This is a genomic window from Nocardia aurea (assembly GCF_003123685.1).
Lineage (GTDB): Bacteria > Actinomycetota > Actinomycetes > Mycobacteriales > Mycobacteriaceae > Nocardia > Nocardia aurea.
Genome location: NZ_QCYJ01000091.1, coordinates 87,099 through 103,692 on the forward strand (window position 1 = coordinate 87,099; position 16,594 = coordinate 103,692).

Annotated in this window: 15 protein-coding genes; 2 read left to right on the forward strand and 13 right to left on the reverse strand. The window is 65.4% G+C overall.

Going from position 1 to position 16,594, the window contains the following annotated elements; translation table 11 throughout:
• Nucleotides 1–87: 87 nt before the first annotated feature.
• The 11 genes from DAT37_RS19155 to DAT37_RS19205 form a co-directional block, all read right to left on the reverse strand.
• Nucleotides 88–927, reverse strand: coding sequence for a mycofactocin-coupled SDR family oxidoreductase (locus DAT37_RS19155; RefSeq protein ID WP_109526174.1), 840 nt, complete (start codon nucleotides 925–927; stop codon nucleotides 88–90).
• Between the two features lie 71 nt (nucleotides 928–998).
• Nucleotides 999–2,276 (reverse strand): cytochrome P450, encoded by a 1,278-nt coding sequence (locus tag DAT37_RS19160; protein WP_109526175.1) that lies wholly within the window; start codon nucleotides 2,274–2,276, stop codon nucleotides 999–1,001.
• Between the two features lie 114 nt (nucleotides 2,277–2,390).
• Nucleotides 2,391–3,086 (reverse strand): hypothetical protein, encoded by a 696-nt coding sequence (locus tag DAT37_RS19165; protein WP_232839854.1) that lies wholly within the window; start codon nucleotides 3,084–3,086, stop codon nucleotides 2,391–2,393.
• Nucleotides 3,087–3,132: 46 nt separating this feature from the next.
• Entirely contained in the window at nucleotides 3,133–4,440 is a 1,308-nt protein-coding gene (locus DAT37_RS19170; RefSeq protein ID WP_109526176.1) for an MlaD family protein, read from the reverse strand.
• The gene (locus tag DAT37_RS19175) at nucleotides 4,440–5,540 is read right to left on the reverse strand and encodes an MlaD family protein (protein WP_109526177.1); all 1,101 of its coding nucleotides are present in this window, start codon (nucleotides 5,538–5,540) and stop codon (nucleotides 4,440–4,442) included. Before DAT37_RS19175 ends, DAT37_RS19170 begins: the two co-directional genes overlap by 1 nt.
• The gene (locus DAT37_RS19180; protein ID WP_109526178.1) at nucleotides 5,537–6,643 is read right to left on the reverse strand and encodes an MCE family protein; all 1,107 of its coding nucleotides are present in this window, start codon (nucleotides 6,641–6,643) and stop codon (nucleotides 5,537–5,539) included. Before DAT37_RS19180 ends, DAT37_RS19175 begins: the two co-directional genes overlap by 4 nt.
• Nucleotides 6,640–7,695 carry an MCE family protein gene (locus DAT37_RS19185; protein ID WP_109526179.1) on the reverse strand — a complete coding sequence of 352 codons (1,056 nt, stop codon included), beginning with the start codon at nucleotides 7,693–7,695 and terminating at the stop codon, nucleotides 6,640–6,642. Before DAT37_RS19185 ends, DAT37_RS19180 begins: the two co-directional genes overlap by 4 nt.
• Nucleotides 7,695–8,738 (reverse strand): MCE family protein, encoded by a 1,044-nt coding sequence (locus DAT37_RS19190; RefSeq protein ID WP_109526180.1) that lies wholly within the window; start codon nucleotides 8,736–8,738, stop codon nucleotides 7,695–7,697. The genes DAT37_RS19185 and DAT37_RS19190 overlap by 1 nt, the downstream gene beginning before the upstream one ends.
• On the reverse strand, nucleotides 8,735–10,000 hold the full coding sequence (locus DAT37_RS19195) for an MlaD family protein (RefSeq protein ID WP_109526181.1): 1,266 nt from the start codon (nucleotides 9,998–10,000) through the stop codon (nucleotides 8,735–8,737). The genes DAT37_RS19190 and DAT37_RS19195 overlap by 4 nt, the downstream gene beginning before the upstream one ends.
• Nucleotides 10,001–10,006: 6 nt before the next feature.
• Nucleotides 10,007–10,861, reverse strand: a complete 855-nt coding sequence (locus DAT37_RS19200) for an ABC transporter permease (protein WP_109526182.1) — start codon at nucleotides 10,859–10,861, stop codon at nucleotides 10,007–10,009.
• A complete protein-coding gene (locus DAT37_RS19205) occupies nucleotides 10,861–11,763 on the reverse strand; it encodes an MlaE family ABC transporter permease (protein ID WP_109526183.1) in 903 nt (300 codons plus the stop codon). Before DAT37_RS19205 ends, DAT37_RS19200 begins: the two co-directional genes overlap by 1 nt.
• A gap of 821 nt (nucleotides 11,764–12,584) precedes the next feature.
• Here DAT37_RS19205 and DAT37_RS19210 point away from each other — a divergent pair.
• Entirely contained in the window at nucleotides 12,585–13,193 is a 609-nt protein-coding gene (locus DAT37_RS19210) for a TetR/AcrR family transcriptional regulator (protein ID WP_109526184.1), read from the forward strand.
• A 22-nt stretch (nucleotides 13,194–13,215) separates the two neighbouring features.
• Here DAT37_RS19210 and DAT37_RS19215 read toward each other — a convergent pair whose 3' ends face one another.
• Nucleotides 13,216–13,728 (reverse strand): hypothetical protein, encoded by a 513-nt coding sequence (locus DAT37_RS19215; protein ID WP_109526197.1) that lies wholly within the window; start codon nucleotides 13,726–13,728, stop codon nucleotides 13,216–13,218.
• A gap of 366 nt (nucleotides 13,729–14,094) precedes the next feature.
• The gene (locus DAT37_RS19220) at nucleotides 14,095–14,811 is read right to left on the reverse strand and encodes an enoyl-CoA hydratase/isomerase family protein (RefSeq protein WP_109526185.1); all 717 of its coding nucleotides are present in this window, start codon (nucleotides 14,809–14,811) and stop codon (nucleotides 14,095–14,097) included.
• A gap of 80 nt (nucleotides 14,812–14,891) precedes the next feature.
• Between DAT37_RS19220 and DAT37_RS19225 the strand changes: the two genes are divergently transcribed.
• Nucleotides 14,892–16,451: an AMP-binding protein gene (locus DAT37_RS19225; RefSeq protein ID WP_109526186.1), complete on the forward strand. Its 1,560-nt coding sequence runs from the start codon at nucleotides 14,892–14,894 to the stop codon at nucleotides 16,449–16,451.
• The last annotated feature ends 143 nt before the right edge of the window (nucleotides 16,452–16,594 follow it).

Here is a 16,594-nt window from a genome sequence, read left to right on the forward strand (position 1 = left end):
CGACCGTTTCACGAATATGCCTGTGAACGAACGAATTCCGGGACGCGCTGCGCGCCCCGGAAAACGTCGAGATAGTGCGTACTGCTCTTACTTGAGGGTGCTGCCCGCGTCCACCGTCATCTGCAAACCCGTGATGTAACGAGCCTCGTCCGACGCCAGGAACAGCACCGCGTTGCTGATATCGACCGGCTCCACCCACCCGATCGGCAACACATGCATGAACTGCGCCACCGGCAACATGTCCTCCGGACCTGGGCTCTCCAGATCAGGACGGAACAACTTCATGGTGCCCTCGTTCATGAACATGGGGGTGTTCACGTTGGTCGGATGCACCGAGTTCACCCGGATCGAATGCTGACCCAGTTCGACCGCGAAGGTCTTCATCAAACCCACCACACCGTGCTTGGCCGCGATGTAATGACCCGTGTTCGGGTAGGCCTTGATCCCGCCCACCGAGCTGGTCAGGATGATCGAACCACCCTTACCCGCCGACAGCAGATGCGGCACACCGGCCTTCACCGACTTCCACACACCGGCCAGATTGATATCGATCATCGAGGACCAATCGGCCTCACTCAACTGATCCAGCGTCTGACCGCCATTACCGATACCGGCATTGGCCACGATGACGTCGAGCCCACCCAGCTCTTCGACACCACCGGCGACAGCCGCCGACAGCGCGTCGAAATCACGTACGTCGACCTCGGCGGTCACGATCCGGCGGCCCTGCGCCTTCACCAGTTCGGCGGTCTCGGCCAGATCCTCCGGCGTCGACGCCGGAATCAAATCCGTACCGCTGACCGAGGCACACACATCCACCGCGATGATGTCCGCGCCCTCCTGCGCCAGACGCACCGCATGACTACGACCCTGACCACGCGCCGCACCCGTGATGAAGGCGACCTTGCCCTCTACGCGTCCGCTCATATCTCTACCTCTATTCGTCGTCGTGTTCGTAGCGGTTCACGTGAACCGCTACGGGAAATTCGTTGGTGATGTCAGGAATTGGCGGTGAATGTGATGTTCAGGTCGCTGAGTCCACGCAGGATGAACGTGGGCTCGTAGGTGTAGTCGCGCGCACCGGCGGGACCGTGCTTCTCCTCGTCGATGCCGATGTCGCCGAGCCGATCCAGGATCCGCTCGATGGAGACCCGGCCTTCCACGCGGGCCAGCGGGCCGCCGGGGCAGGAGTGCACGCCACGTCCGAAGGCCATGTGCTCACGGAAGTTCGCCCGGTCGAGACGGAATTCGTGCGGGTTGTCGAACCGGCGCGGATCACGGTTGGCCGCACCGGGGCAGACCATGACGGTCGCGCCGACCGGAATCTCGGTCTCACCGATGGACGTCGCCCGCTTGGCGAGCCGGAAACCACTCTTGACCGGCGAATCCATGCGCAGGGTCTCTTCGATGAAGGCGGGGATCAAGGTGCGGTCGGCACGCAACTGCGCCTGCACCTCGGGGTGGTCGCCCAGTACCCGCAGCGACGCGCTCAGCAGTTTCGCCGTGGTCTCCTGACCGGCGGCGAACAAGAACGTCGCCGAGCGCACGACGTCGATGACCTCGGGGGTGGAGCCGTCCGGATATTTCGCCAGCGCCAGCGAGGTGAGCACGTCGTCGCGCGGGTTCTCGCGCCGGTCACTGATGTAGGCGCTGAACTTCTCGTCGAGCCACTCCAGCGGGTTGCTCGCCACGATCTCGTTGTCCAGCGCGCCGACCTGGGCGCCCGGGCGCGGGGCGCCGAGCACGATGCGGAACGCCTCGTGGTCCTCCTCCGGGACGCCGAGCATATCGGCGACGACGAGCAGGGAGAACGGCTTGGCGTAGGAGGCGAGGAATTCGCACTTCCCCTGCGCGATGAATTCATCGATCTGGCGGTCGGCCAACCGCCACATGAAGTCCTCGTTCTCCTTCAACCGGGCCGGAGTCAGTAGCCGGTTGAGTAGGGAGCGCGCATAGGTGTGATTCGGTGGGTCCATCGTGACCATGTGCTCGTACATCGGCAGCTGACTGCGATGCTGCTCGATCAGGTCGGTGATGTCCTCACCCTCGATCGCGAACGGCAGGGGCGGGAACGGACCGCCCACCGCGATCGCCGAGGAGAACTCGGCGGAGTTCTTCAGGACTTCGGCCGCTTCCTCGTAACCCGTCACGGCGTACACGCCGAATGTCGGCTCCTGCGTGACGGGGCACTTCGCCCGCATGTGATCGAAATACGGGTGCGGATCCGGGACCAGGGATTGGTCGGTGAAGTAATCGACCGTATCGAAATCAGTCATGTGCGGAACTCCTGAAACATCGAAGCAACCAGTGGAAGGATAACATCATTATTCAGTTGTGGGAATCTCATTCTCATGAGTGCGCAACCGCGCTACCAGCCGATTCGGTGCGAATCAGGGCAGGTAGACGCGACTGGCCAGCCAGCGGCCGTCGACCAGTTCCATCGTCATCACGACGCGGCTGCGATCCACTCGCGGATCGGCCGACGCGGAATTGGTGACCGTCTGATCGATGAACAGCAGAACCTCGACCTTGGTCTCGGTCGCCGACTTGATGGCGGCGTCCAGCACAGTGCCTTTGCCGGTCGCCTTGTTCTCCAGCAGCAGCTGGCGCAGCTGTCCGCTGGAACGGGTGTACATATCCCGGAACTCGCCGGTCGATCCGTCCAGGACCGCCGCGAAATCACCGTCGAGTTTGCTCGAGTCGACGCTGGTCAGGGTGACAGCGTAGGTGCGAGCCGCAGCCAGTCCCGCCTCCCCCGCCGCGTCGATATCGCGCTCCTGCTTCAGTTTCCAGCCGAGCACACCGGCCGCGACCAGCGCCACGATGGCGATCAGGGAGACGAGCGGAACCAGGATACGAATCACGAGGGGCAGCCGTGAGAACTTACCGGCTGTGGGCGGCAACGCATCGGCCTCGGTCGGCGGCTCGGCGGGCTCGGCGGCCTGAACCTTCGCGGCGGCGGGCTTGTCCAGCACCACCGTGGCGGCGGCCGCCTCGCTGTCCTGAACGGTCGCCTCGGTCTCGGCAGCCGCGCCCTCGGACTTCTCCTTCGTCGCGACGGAGCTGCCGGTGTCGTTGTCGCTCATAGTGTTTCCTCGCGTGTGGTTATTCCTTGCATGGACTGCCTTCGCCTCATCGCTTCGGCGCGGGTGGGGCGGGCGGCAGTGATGGACCGCCGAAGGTCAGCGGAAGTGATTCCGGACCGGTCGGCGACGGCGCCGTCCGCTTGTCGGCGGGCTCTCCCGGCGGCGGAGCGCCGGGAATCTCCTCCCCCGGCGGACGCGGCGCGTTGCGCGCGCCACGGATCAGCACCGAGGGGTCGTTGTTCGGGCAGTACGTGTACAGGTACGGCTCCGGGAAATCCGGCCGCGACGGGGCCTGCCGGGGCAGGTCGTAATCGCAGACGTAGCGCGGGTAGAGGTTCACCAGACCCCAGATCCCGCCGTCGTGGAACGCCACCATGATTCCGTCCAACGTGGAACCGGCGCGCTCGGTGGGGAAGAAGAACTCCTGGAAGGCGGGAACGCGTTTACCGGTGACATCGGCGACCACCGCCAGATTCGCCAGCAGGTCGGCGCCGGTCCCGGAGTTCTGCGCCAGCACCGCGTCGAACGCGCGCAGGGTGCCGGGGGCCGCCCCGAGCAGTTCGACGTATCCGCCGGTCTTCGCCTCGACTCCGCTCATGACGCTCTCGGCGTTCTGAGCGAAGGTGCGCAGGCCGGGCCCGAAGTCATCGATGGTGGCCAGCAGCGTTTTGCTGTCCTTCAGCAGGCTCACCGTCTGCGGGAGCACCGAATCCAGGGTCGAGATGAGGAAGACGCCGCCGTCGACGATATCGGCGAGTTTGCCCGGTCCCTCCGGGCTCACGCCCAGTTCCTCGACGATGGCTTCCAGATCGGCCGGATTCACCTGCGCCAGAGCGGTATCCAGCGACGAGAGCGTCTTCCACATCGGTGTCGGCGTCGAGGTCTGTCCCACCGCGATCTCGGCGCCGTCGCTCAGGTACGGGGCGTTGTCGTGGGTCGGGCGGAAGTCGAGATACTGCTCGCCCGCCATCGACAGGCCCGCGACCCGGACCTCGCTGTCGGCGGGCACGCGAGTGTCGGCGTCCACCTCCGCGACCGCGACGATCCCGGTATCGCTCAATTCCACCGATTCGACCTTGCCGATCGGGACACCGCGCAGGCTGACTTCGCGCCCGGACAGCAGACCGCCGGAATCGGCCAGATGGACGCGGACCTTCATCGTCGTCGCCGTCGGATCGGCGCCGAGCGCCCCGAAGACGAGGTAGCCGCTGCCGACCACGATCAGCAGAACCAGCGCGACGGCCGACAGCGCGTTGCGCCGTTGCCTGGCCACGCGAACGGTCGTCACCGTGGCGCGGGCGAGCAGTTCGACAGCGTTCACGCCGGACCCGCCCGAGCGAGTGGAGGTACTCATCATCGGCCCCCGGTGATCTGTGCCTGCAACTTGAGCAGGGTGTAGGTCAAGGTGCCGACGAACGCCTGCCAGTCCGAGCCGTCGGGAATCCGGCTGAGCGGATCGCCGCTGTGGTTCACATCCGGGAGCGCGCCGATCGCCAGATCCTGTCCGTCGGCGTCCACACTGGCGGCGGTGCCGTTGGTGATCGCGATGACCGGACCCAGCATCGCGTTCATGGCGGCCACGCTCGCGTGGGGATCGGTCGCGGCGGCGTTGAGTTCGGCCGCGATCCGGTTGATATCGGCGACCATGCCCTCGCTGCCGTTCAAGCCGGGGAACCGCATCAGCTGACCGCTGATCTCGTCCACCCGCCGCACCAGGGCCAGCGCCTGATCCGCGTTGTCCTTGACCACCGCCAAGGCCGGACCGGTCGCGAAGACCAGATCGTCGATGGTGCCCGCCTGTTCGTGCAATCGGGCCGTGAGCCGGTCGATCTCGGCCAAGGTCGTGCGGATGTCCTCCGAACGGGCGGCCAGCGCCTGCACCACCCGGGTGGATTGTTCGATCAGGGCTGCGACGTGATCGCCTCGATCCCCGACCGCGCGCCCCAGGCCGTTGACGATATTGGTCAGGTTGCGAATGGCTCCGCCGTTGACCAGCAGTGACGCAGTCGTGAGCAGCTCCTCGATGGTCGCGGCCGCGGCGGTCGCGTCGCGCGCGATACTGTCGCCGTCGCGCAGGATCGGGGTCGCGTCGGTGGCGTCGGTGGGTGCGGTGAGCGAGACGAACACATCACCCAGCGGGGTCGCGGTCCGCAGTTCGGCGCGGGTGCCCAGCGGCAACCGGACCCCCTTCTCGATACTCATCGTGACGATCGCGTTGTAGTCGCGCACCGCCATCGCCGAGACCTCGCCGACCTCGGCTCCCGACAGCCGAACCTTCGCCTTGGCGGGCAGATTCAGCGCGTTGGCGAAGTCGGCGTGAATCGTGTAGCTGTTGCTGCCGCCGCCCGGCGCCGGCAGCGGCAGATCACCCAGACCCACCGAACAGGCCGTGCTCGTGGCCAGCGCCAGCGCCGCCAGGGCGATCACGCGAGCGCGTCTGTCGCGTGTGCTCATTGCCCCATCCTCGACATCGCGGTCAGCATGTCGGTGAGACCGAAGTCCGGCCCGAAATCCTGGAGAGTTCCCGTGGCACAGCCGAGTTGGCGCAATCCCAGGATGTTGCAGACCTCTTTGATGAGCTGGCCGTCGAAGAAGACCTTGTCCAGCATCGCGTGCACCCGCACCCCTCGATGCTCGAAGTCGATCGCGTTGTAGGCGTTGTTCAGCAGCAGTGGCGTCACGTCGATGAATTCGGCCAGCTGGGTCCGGTAGTCGGCCAGCGCCTTGGTCACCGTGCTCGCGTTGGACAGCGTCGCGCGCAGTTCGTCGGCGTTGTCGGTAAGCAGGGCCGTCGTCTGCGCCATGATGTCGTTGATCTGCGCGCCGGTCGAACCCGAACCGATATCGAGCTGGGCCAGCACATCACCCAATTGGCCGGTGGCGGTACCGAATTCCCGGATCACCGCGTCGTTGTCGGAGGCCGCGCGGACCAGCACCGACAGCTGTTCGACGATGCGGGTGATCGATTCGCGCACCTGTGCGCCACCGTCGTCGCCCATCCGCAACGCCGTGGCCAGTTCGTCCATCGTCTCGCGCATCTGCGGGCCGCTGCCGCTGGCGATGGTCGCCGATACCGCGAGCAACTGCGCGATCGGGCCGTCGGAGGGATTCTCGGCGGACAGCTCACCGGCCATCCGCTCCCCCGCGCCGAGCAGGCGATCGAATTCGACCGGTGTCTTCGTCCGGTCGACCCCGATTCGGGCCCCGTCGGCCAGCGCGGGACCGCCCTGGTAGGCCGGAGTGAATTCGACGTGCCGGTCGGTCAGCACCGAGGTGGACACCGTGACCGCCCGGGCGCCCGCGGGAATGGCGATGTCGTCGTCGATCTCCATCGTGACCTCGACGACGGGACCGTGCGGCTCGATCGCGGTGACCTTGCCCACCGGCATGCCGAGGACGGCCACCGAATTGCCGACATAGAGTCCCGCGGCGTTGTCGAAGTCGGCGACAACGGTTTTCGTGGAATCGCCGAGTCCGGCGACACTGCCGGAGCAACCGGCGATCGCGCCGATCGCCGCGACGACCGCGACCCGACTCAGCACACTTCTGACGTTCATCGGCAGTCCTCGCGATAGGGCTGGAGGTTGGCCTGCGTGGCGCGGCTGCTGATCGCGCACATCCAGCTGTCGATCATCGGCCCCGCCAACGAGGTGAAGTCGACCTCTTTGCCGGTACCGGAGGCATTGGTGAAATTGCGGATCGGAACCGGCAGGACCTCGAGCAGGTTGCGCAGCAGTTCGTCGTTGCGCGACAGGGTGTCGAGCAGGCCGTTCAACCCGGTGAGGAGTTCGTCGACCTGGGCCCTGTCGGTGCCGACCAGGTCGCGGATCTGGCCGGTGAGCTGCCGGGTGCCCTCCATCAGCCGCAGGATCGCGTCGCGCCGGGCGACGACCTCGGTGAGCAGGTCGCGCCCCTGGGTCATGATCTGCCCGAGATCGGACTGCTGTTCGGAGACCACCGTGGTCAGACGTTCCGTGCCCGCGAGCAGCGCGGTCAGTTCGCCGCGCCGGTCGCCGACGATCGTGGCCAGCGACCGCATATTGCCGAGCAGACCGGGCAGTACCGACGGCACGCCCTCGAGCTGGGTCGCGAGGGTGTCGAGCGATCGGCCGATCTGGCCCGCGTCGATCTGGTCGAAGGTGACGGTCGCGTTGTCCAGCGCTTCCTGGAGGTCGTAGGGAACGGCGCTGTGGCTCAACGTGATCCGACGATCCGGAACCGATCCGGTGCCACCGGGACGCAATTCGACGTAGCGCGCGCCCAGCAGGGTGGTGAGTTTGATCGACGCCCTGGTCTCCGCGCCGAGCGCGACCGAATTCTCGACCGTCAGCCGCACGACGACGTGGTCGCCCGCCAGCCGCTGGGATGTGACGGTGCCGACCGGAACGCCCGCGACCGTGACGGAGTCACCGGGGCTGAGCCCGGCGGCCTGGGCGAATTCCACCTCGTATTCCTCGGTGCCCACACCGAGTCGGGTGAATCCCACCGCGCCGAAGAGCATCGCGGCCAGCAACACCAGCGCCACCGAGCCCAGCACCACCTTGCGATGTTCTTCCAGTGGTCGACGCAGCACCACGGCGGATCGACGCGCGAGATCTTTCGGACTCATCAATTCACCTGACAGGTCGGAGAATATTGCGGTTTGCCGGTGGCCGATGCCATGCCGACGATGGTGGGAACGAGTTCGGACAGCGAAGGCAGGAACGTGGCGTTGATATCGCACAGGTAGGTGTCGAGGAACGCGCCCTGCTGGCTGACCCGTGCCAGCCCCTTCATCAGGGCGGGCAGATTGAACCCGAGGTAGGCGAACTCGCTCTTGTTCTCCATGAAATGGCGGGTGAAACCCGGTTCACGGTAGAGCAATTCGTCGAGATCGGGTTGAATGCCGCCGACTACCTCGGCCATGCGGGTGGTCATACCGCTCACATCGGTGAGCGTTCCCATCAGTTCCTCGCGATGTTTCGACAACCCCTCGACGATCGAGCGGGAGCTGGTGATGAGCGAACTCACCTCGTCGCTGTGCACCGCGAGATCCCCGACCACATGGTTGAGATTGGTGATCACCGAACCGAGTACCTGATCCGGTCCCGCCAGCGATTGGGCCAGCGAGGACACCTGTTCGATGAGCAGTACCAGGGAGGTGTTGTCGCCCTGCAGCGCCCGGATCAACGCCTCGGTGACATTGTCGACCTGTTTGGGATCGAGCCCACCGAACAGCGGCTCGAAACCGTTGAGCAGCGCGGAGATATCGAACGACGGTTCGGTGTGGTCCAACCCGATCTGGTCGCCGGGGCGCAACTGCTGCGGCGCGTGGTAGTCGGCCAGCGACAATCCGAGATACCGCTGACCGATGACGTTCTGGTACGTCACCGACGCCTTGGTATTGCCGTAGAGCTTCTGATCGACCTCGACGCGGAAACTCACCTTCGCCTTGTCGCCGTCCAACTCGATCTTGTCGACGCGCCCGACCCGCACGCCGGCCATCCGCACGTCGTCACCGGCCCGCAAACCGGTCACATCGGTGAAAACCGCCGAATAGGAATGGGTTTCGCTGTTGATGCCGCGGTCGAGGGTGACGTAGGTGATCCAGATCAGCAGGAAGGAGACAACGACGAACAGGCTGACCCCGATCAGCGGTTTGCGCAGGTTCATCGCGCACCCCCGGTGAACAGCGGACCGTCGGCCAGCAGCGAGCCGAGAATCGACTCGGCTCCGTTCGCCTCACCGGTGAGCGCGCGGCGCAGGAATTCCTGGAGGTCGGCGGGCAGATCGGGCGGCGCCGTGAAGTTCCTCGGGTCCATGGTCGCCGGCAACTCCTGTTGTGGAATGACGTCGGGCGCGGTCGCGCAACTCGGACCGGCCATATCGCCGTACCGCGGACAATCCGCACGGGTGTAGAGGGTGTGCGGGGTGAAGCGGAACTGGAACTTGCCACGGCCGCGCGGGCTGTCGGAGTTCCAGAACTCCTGGTACCACTTGTCCGACATCTTCCTGATCGTCGTCACGATCGGCGTGAAGGACGGCGAACCCTTGGCGAACACGTCGAGGACCGGCCCCATCTGCTCTGTCACAGTGACGATCTGGTCGGTTCTCCGGTCCAGGGTTCCGTTGACCGACGCCAGGGTGTTGTTCCCCGCGGAGATCAGCGAGACGAGCTGTTCGTCCTGTTCGGCGAGTACTCGCATCGGTGTCACCGCGTGGTGCAGCGCGTCGAGCAGATCGGGCGCGGAGGCGTTCAGGCCGCGCACCGCGTCGGCCATGAGGGTCAGCGTCGGAGTACTGCCGTCGGGTGTGAGCAGTGCGTCGAATTCCTTGGTGATGCGGTCCAGTTGAGTGCCCGCGGCCACGATATCGGCGCCGCGCCGGTCGGTGGCCTCGGCGACCGCGGCGAGTACGCCGACGGTATTGCTCGTGCCGAGACGCGCGGTACTGGCGATGATCTCGCGCAGTTTGGTCAGCGCGGTCTGGAGTTGGATCGTGGAAAGGCTCTTGTCCTGGGCGATTTCGGCGCTCGCGGTGAGCGCGGGGGCGGGACCGTTGTCCACCAGTTGGATCGAGGACACCGCGAACACGTTGCTCGGCACGACCCGCGCGGTGACCGAACGCGGAATTCTGCCCAGCGACGCCGGATCCATCTGCAACAGAACCCGATTGCGGCCGCCGTTGGTCGCCGGTTCGACCGATGCGACGGTGCCGACCAGTAGGCCGCGGAACTTGACATCCGAACGCGGGGGCAGGCCGTCACCGAGTTGATCGAGCATCGCGGTGACCTCGACCTTGTCGTCGAAGGCGCCCGTCGATTTGATCAGCAGCAACGACACCACCAGCACGGCGGCGACCAGGAGCACCACGCCGCGCAGCAACAAAGCCAGCGGCGAAGGTCCGCGCCCGTCTTTTTCGAACAGTACCGACATCGGTTCCTATCCCCCCAGCCGTGCGCTGGCGCCGATACCCCACAGGGCGATGGTCAGCAGTAGATTGACCACGATCATCAGCGAGATCGCGGCGCGCATGGCGCGCCCGGCGGCGATGCCGACCCCCTGGGGGCCACCGGCGGCGTAGAAGCCGTAGTAGCACTGGATCGTGGTGGTGAGAACGACGAAGACGATCGCCTTGATCAGCGAGTACACGATGTCGGGACCGTTGAGAACCAACTGGAAATAGTGCTGGTAGGTACCGGCGGACAGTCCACCCGACACGTTCACGACCACCTGCACCGCGATGTAGTTCACCGCCAGGCACACCAGGTACAGCGGAACCATCGCCAGCACCGAGGCGAGCAATCTGGTCGAGACCAGATACGGGATCGAGCGGATACCCATCGATTCCATCGCGTCGATCTCCTCGGCGATGCCCATCGCGCCCAGCTGCGCGGTGAAGCGGCAACCCGCCTGTGCCGCGAACGCCAGCGACGCCATGATCGGGGCCAGTTCACGGGTGGACGCCGTCGAGGCGATCAATCCGATGGTCGGTTCCATCCCGAGCAGATGCAGTGCGTTGTACCCCTCCAGCCCGACGATCGCCCCGCCCGCCGCGCCGAGCACGATGATGACACCCGCGGTGCCGCCGCCGACGACGATCGAGCCGTTGCCCCAGGTCACATCGGACAGGATGCGCAGGAATTCCTTGCGGTACTGGCGCAGCATCACCGGAATCGAGGCCACCGCGCGTATCAGGAAGGTCAGCATGTGCCCGAGACGCATGATCGCGGTGCCCAGATTCCGGGCGGTGCGCATAAGCGCATAAGTCCCGGGCGGGTAGTAGGTCGCGGCCATCAGAGGCCCTGCCTCGGGAGCAGGATCATCGCCAGTTGGGTGACGACCACGTTGATCGTCATCAACAGCAGGATCGAGGAGACCACGGTCGAGTTGACCGAATTCGCCACGCCTGCCGGGCCGCCCTTGGTGGACAACCCCTTCTCACAGGCGACGACGGCGACGATGGCGCCGTAGATGACGGCCTTGAACAGCGTCAGCCAGAGATCGGTCACCGTCGCGAACGACGCGAAGGTCGCCACGAAACTGCCGGGCGCGCCGTTCTGGACGAACACGTTGAACAGATAACCGGCGAGGAAGCCGACGAAGCAGACGATGCCGGTCAGCGAGACACCGACCAGGATGGCGGCGGCCAGGCGCGGCACGACCAGGCGCCGCACCACCGATACCCCCATGACCTCCAGTGCGTCGATCTCGTCGCGGATCTTGCGCGACCCGAGGTCCGCGCACACCGCCGAGCCGACGGCGGAGGCCATCAGCAGCGCGGCGACCATCGGCGCGCCCTGGCGGATCACCGCGAGGCCACTCGCGGCGCCCGCCAGCGAGGTCGCGCCGACCTGTCCGGCCAGCAGGCCGAACTGGATGGACAGGGTGACACCGATCGGCAGCGCGACGAAGATCGTCGGCAGCACCGCGGCCGAGGCCATGAACGCCGACTGCCTGATGAATTCGGCGAAGGCGAAGCGCCCGGTGACGATGTCGACGCACAGGTACTGGACGGCGCGCACGCCGAGAACGAACTGTCCACCCACCGTTTCCAGTGCGGTGACGGGGTGACGCCGGAGGTATCCGCGCGACCATCCGGTGATTTCCCGAGTCGCCCGCCTGGGCGGTGGATCCTGGTCGACGCCACCGTCCACGCCGACGGCGCTCTCGCGCACATCGGATTCTTGGTGAGTCATCTTCGATCTCGAAACTCTCAGGTCCGGCGGGCAGCATCCCACCGCCGACGAACGATCTGTAAGAACATGTGTTTCAGGCGATGGTTCGCCTTCTGAACGAAGTCGCCCGATTATTCGGGCAACTCTGCGACGCGCACGCCTCGGGGCGAGGGAAATCCCCTTGCCGGATTTCCTCGAATCGTTGCCGAGTCCACTTCTCGACCCGACTCCTGGATTTCTCCGATAAAACTCGTCGGCGTGCGTCGTCGATAAGACATTGTGCTTGCAGTCACATCGCGAGTCAATAGCGGAACACGGAATCAGCTGACGTTTTCCCGCCGGTCCGAATTAAGTCGTAATAAAAAGGAGATAGGTGGATATAGGGCATCCAGCACACGCGACGACCGCCGGATCCGACGACGGATCGACGCCTGGGCGCTATCGATTCCGCCGCCGCTTCGCTCGGCCGGGCGCCGTCGGGAGGACTCCCGCCGTCACACCGGAACGGACCGCCTCCCCGTCGGTACGTGCCGCCCCCGGCCGGATATCGCGCGCGCGTCCAGCCTGGGATCAGCCGATCGGCGCACGGCCATCCACGGGCGGACCACACCGTCGTGACCCATAATGCCCCTCCTGACCACAAGATATGTGCTAGTGAAGTATTCGACACCCACCGGCGGACGATCCGGGCTACGATCGGCCACCGGATGCCGAGCGACTGCTCAGCATCGATGCTGTGCATATGCATAGCATGAGGTGACTCAGTCAGTCAATAGACGACGAGGCTCGCACTGGGCTATGAATTGACCCCACCACGGGTTTTCGAATAAGGAGGACGGCGAATGCCATCGCCCCGAAGGATCGGTGCACCCGATGCCAAGAATCGCCAGGTCCTCATCGAGGCGGCCCAGCAACTTCTCCTCGAGGAAGGATGGGCGGCGGTGACCTCGCGTAAGGTCGCCGAGCGGGCGGGCCTCAAACCGCAGTTGGTGCATTATTACTTCCGCTCGATGGACGAGCTGTTGCTGGATATTTTCCGAAGAAATGCGGATGAAGGTCTCGAACTGCAGGCCGAGATGATGAAAACGGACAAACCGCTCCACGCACTATGGGAATTCAGCACCGACCCGACCGCAGTCCGATTAACGATGGAATTCGTCGGACTGTCCAACCATCGCCCAGCCATCCGAGCGGCCGTCGCCGAATACGCGGAGAAATTCCGCACCATCCAGGCGAACGCGCTGGAGGAACTGTTGGGCGAATACGGATTCGATACCGAGAGATTCCCGGCCGCGGCCATGGCGGTCCTGATCACGAGCATTTCGCGGGTCGTGGTGATCGAACGCGCGCTCGGGATGTCGGGCGGACATGCCGAAGCCCTCGCGCTCGTCGAGAGGGAGATCGACAGACTCGAGGGCGGGCACGCGAAGGCCGGCCAGGAGATATCCTGACCGGCTTTCGCACGATCGAAGATCAGGTGGCGGGAACCAGATCGGCGTCCGAGCGGTAGATGGGCGGCGGGATCTCGCCGACCCGGAAGGCCTCGGTCGACTCGACCGATTCGGCGGGGTGGCCCGCCGCGTTCAACGCACACGCCTTGAAGGCACGCGCGGCCACGCTCACGCGATGGTGCGCGGTGCCCGCGCGATGTTCCAGTTCGGGCGGGATCACATCGCCCCACATCGCGACCTCCATGAGGCCGCGGTCGAAACAGTCCAGCACGCCTTCACGAACCCGACTGTCCGACATGTAGGTCTCCGACGCCACCGCGACCGCGTTGGGCCACGTGTCGTGCACCGAGGTGGCCAGTGACTGTTCCAGATCCAGGACGGTGGCACCCAGAATCCGCAGCGGGCGCACATCGCTGTGATCGGTCACCAGTACCGTCACCTCCCAGCCCGCGGTCGTGCGGTCGAACAGCCAGCCGCCGGCGTGACGGATCACGTCGACGGCGCTGGGCGCGACAACCGCCAAGCGATAACGCAGTGGGTGTCGGCGCGCGTGCGCGCGCCAGCGAGCCACCGAATGAAGGTCCCGAACGCCCTGGTTGACGGAGTCGACGGATCGTACAGCCATGGTTTCCCATCCCGCTTGTCGAACGTGAAGATCGCGGCGGATCTCCCCGGGTCAGGGCCGATGCGTCTGGGCTGAATGACAATCATCGGGCTTCCCACAGGGAGATCTACCGCTCACACAGTAAGGCGGTTCTCCGAAATGTGATACCGGCCTCACACCTAGAGAATATGTGATCTATATCACATGTCCGGTTGCGGAAGACCCTCACTTCCTGCGCAAACGCCCTATTGCGACCCACGCCCAACTACGTAGTTCCTCCGTTGCGGGGCACCGAAATCACTTGGCGCGGTTCATTACTCGATCCGCTGCCGCCCAGTGCTCATCCGACACCCACAACCGTGCGAACGCCTGTACAGCTTCCTGTTCGGAAACACCTCTGACCACCCGTTTGACTTCACCCGCCGGAATGGTCGCGAGCGACTTCGCCAGGGCGCGCCACCCCTTGTCGAACTCCTGACGCGGAAGAACACGGTCGATCAGCCCGAGACGCTCGGCCGAGGCGGCATCGAGGATCTCTCCGGAACCGGCGAGCATGATCGCCCGGCCCGGTCCGACCAGCCGCGACAGCCGTTCCGCGCCGCCCCACGCGGGCATGATCGCCAGCGAGACCTGGTTGAAGCCGATCTTGATGTCGTGCGCGGCGATGCGGATGTCGGCGGCGACCGAGACCTCGGCGCCACCACCGAGCGCGTGCCCGTTGAGCGCCGCGATCACCGGGCCGGGGAAGGCCGCGAGCCGATCGCAGATCCCGCGCATGCGCCACGCCATCTCGGCGGCCTGTTCCTCGGTCCGCAACTTGGCGAGTTCCTTGAGGTCGCCGCCGGAGACGAAGGCCTTGTCTCCCCCACCCGTGAGCACCAGAGCGCGAGCCTCACCTGCGGCGTCGATCGCCTTCTCCAGCTCGTCCATCGTGGCGGGCGCGATCGCGTTGCGGGCCTCGGGGCGATTGATGGTGATGACCGCCAATCCCTCGTCCAGCTCTAGCTCGACCATCTTCTTGTTCTCCTATGAGGAAATATGATTCTCTTGTCAGGAGAACAATATACGTACAGGCGATTCCGAGGAGCTCGACGATGCGCAAGATCCCCGTCGACCTGGTCACTCGTTACCAGGAAGAGGGTTGGTGGACCTCCGAGTCGCTCGGCGATCTACTCGCGGCGGGCCTGGCCGCCGCACCGGACACCCAGTTCCGGATCCATTCGGCGAAGCGGCCGTGGTCGGGCACCTACGGCGAGGTCGAGCACGACGCCCGCAGGCTCGCGGCAGGCCTGCGCAAGCGCGGAGTCGAACCGGGTGACGTCGTCGCGTTCCAGCTGCCGAACTGGGTCGAGGCCGCGACAGTGTTCTGGGCGTCGGCCTTCCTCGGCGCCACGGTGGTACCGATCGTGCACTTCTACGGACGAAAAGAACTCACCTACATCCTGGAATCGGTGCGCCCCAAGGTCTTCGTCGTCACCGAACTGCTGGGTCTTCCCGACACCTGCGCGGATCTGCGCGAGGACATTCCGATCGTCGGTGTCGTCGGCGGAAATTTCGAGGAACTGCTCGACCCCGAGCCGATGGCGGGAACGCTGGCGGTCGACCCCGACAGCCCGGCGCTGATCGCGTTCACCTCCGGCACCACCAGCTCACCGAAGGGGGTCGTGCACAGTCATCGCACCCTCGGTTGCGAGACCCGCCAACTGGCGGCGTGGTATCCCCCCGAGCTCGGCAATCAGATCACCGCGGCGCCGGTCGGCCATTTCATCGGCATGGTCAACGCGCTGCTCATCCCGGTACTGAACAACATCGCGATCAACCTCACCGATGTGTGGGATCCGGGCAAGGTGCTCGAGCTCATGCTCTCCGACGGACTGACGGTGGGCGGCGGCGTGCCCTACTACGTCACCAGCCTGCTCGACCATCCGGACTACACCGACGCGCATCTGCCCTTCATGCGCTACGCCGGAATGGGCGGCGCGTCGGTGCCCGCTGCCCTCACCACCCGCTTGGCCGGTATCGGCATCACCGTCTACCGGTCCTACGGCAGCACCGAACATCCGTCGATCACCGGTTCGCTCTACACCGCACCCGAGCACAAACGCCTGTTCACCGACGGCAACACCATGCCCGGTGTGGAGATGCGACTGGCCGAGGACGGCGAGATCCTCAGCCGCGGACCGGATCTGTGCCTGGGGTACACCGATCCCGAGCTCACCGCGAAGATGTTCGACGAGGACGGCTGGTACCACACCGGCGATATCGGCGTACTCGACGAGGACGGCTACCTGACCATCACCGATCGCAAATCCGATGTGATCATCCGCGGCGGCGAGAACGTCAGCGCCCTCGAGGTCGAAGAGGTCTTGCTCACACTGCCGGGAGTCGCCGAGGCGGTCGCCGTCGCGGTTCCCGACGACCGCCTCGGCGAGCGCACCGCGGCGGTGCTGCGCTTGCACCCCGGAGTCCAGGCGCCCGGCCTGGACCAGGTACGGGAGTGCTTCGCCGACGCCGGAATGGCCAAACAGAAGTGGCCGGAGGAAGTGCACGTCGTCGCCGATTTCCCCCGCACCCCCAGCGGCAAGGTCCAGAAGTTCATCGTCCGCCGGGATCTGGCGCAGACCCGGGCCGCGGGCATTGCTATACATTCATGAAGAGAATACGATTCTCATAAAGTGACAAGGAGGATTCCATGAGCAAGGTCGATCTGCCGTATCAACTGTTCGACGCGGACAACCATCTCTACGAGACCAAGGACGCGTTGACCAGGCATCTGCCCAAGCAGTACGAGGGTGCG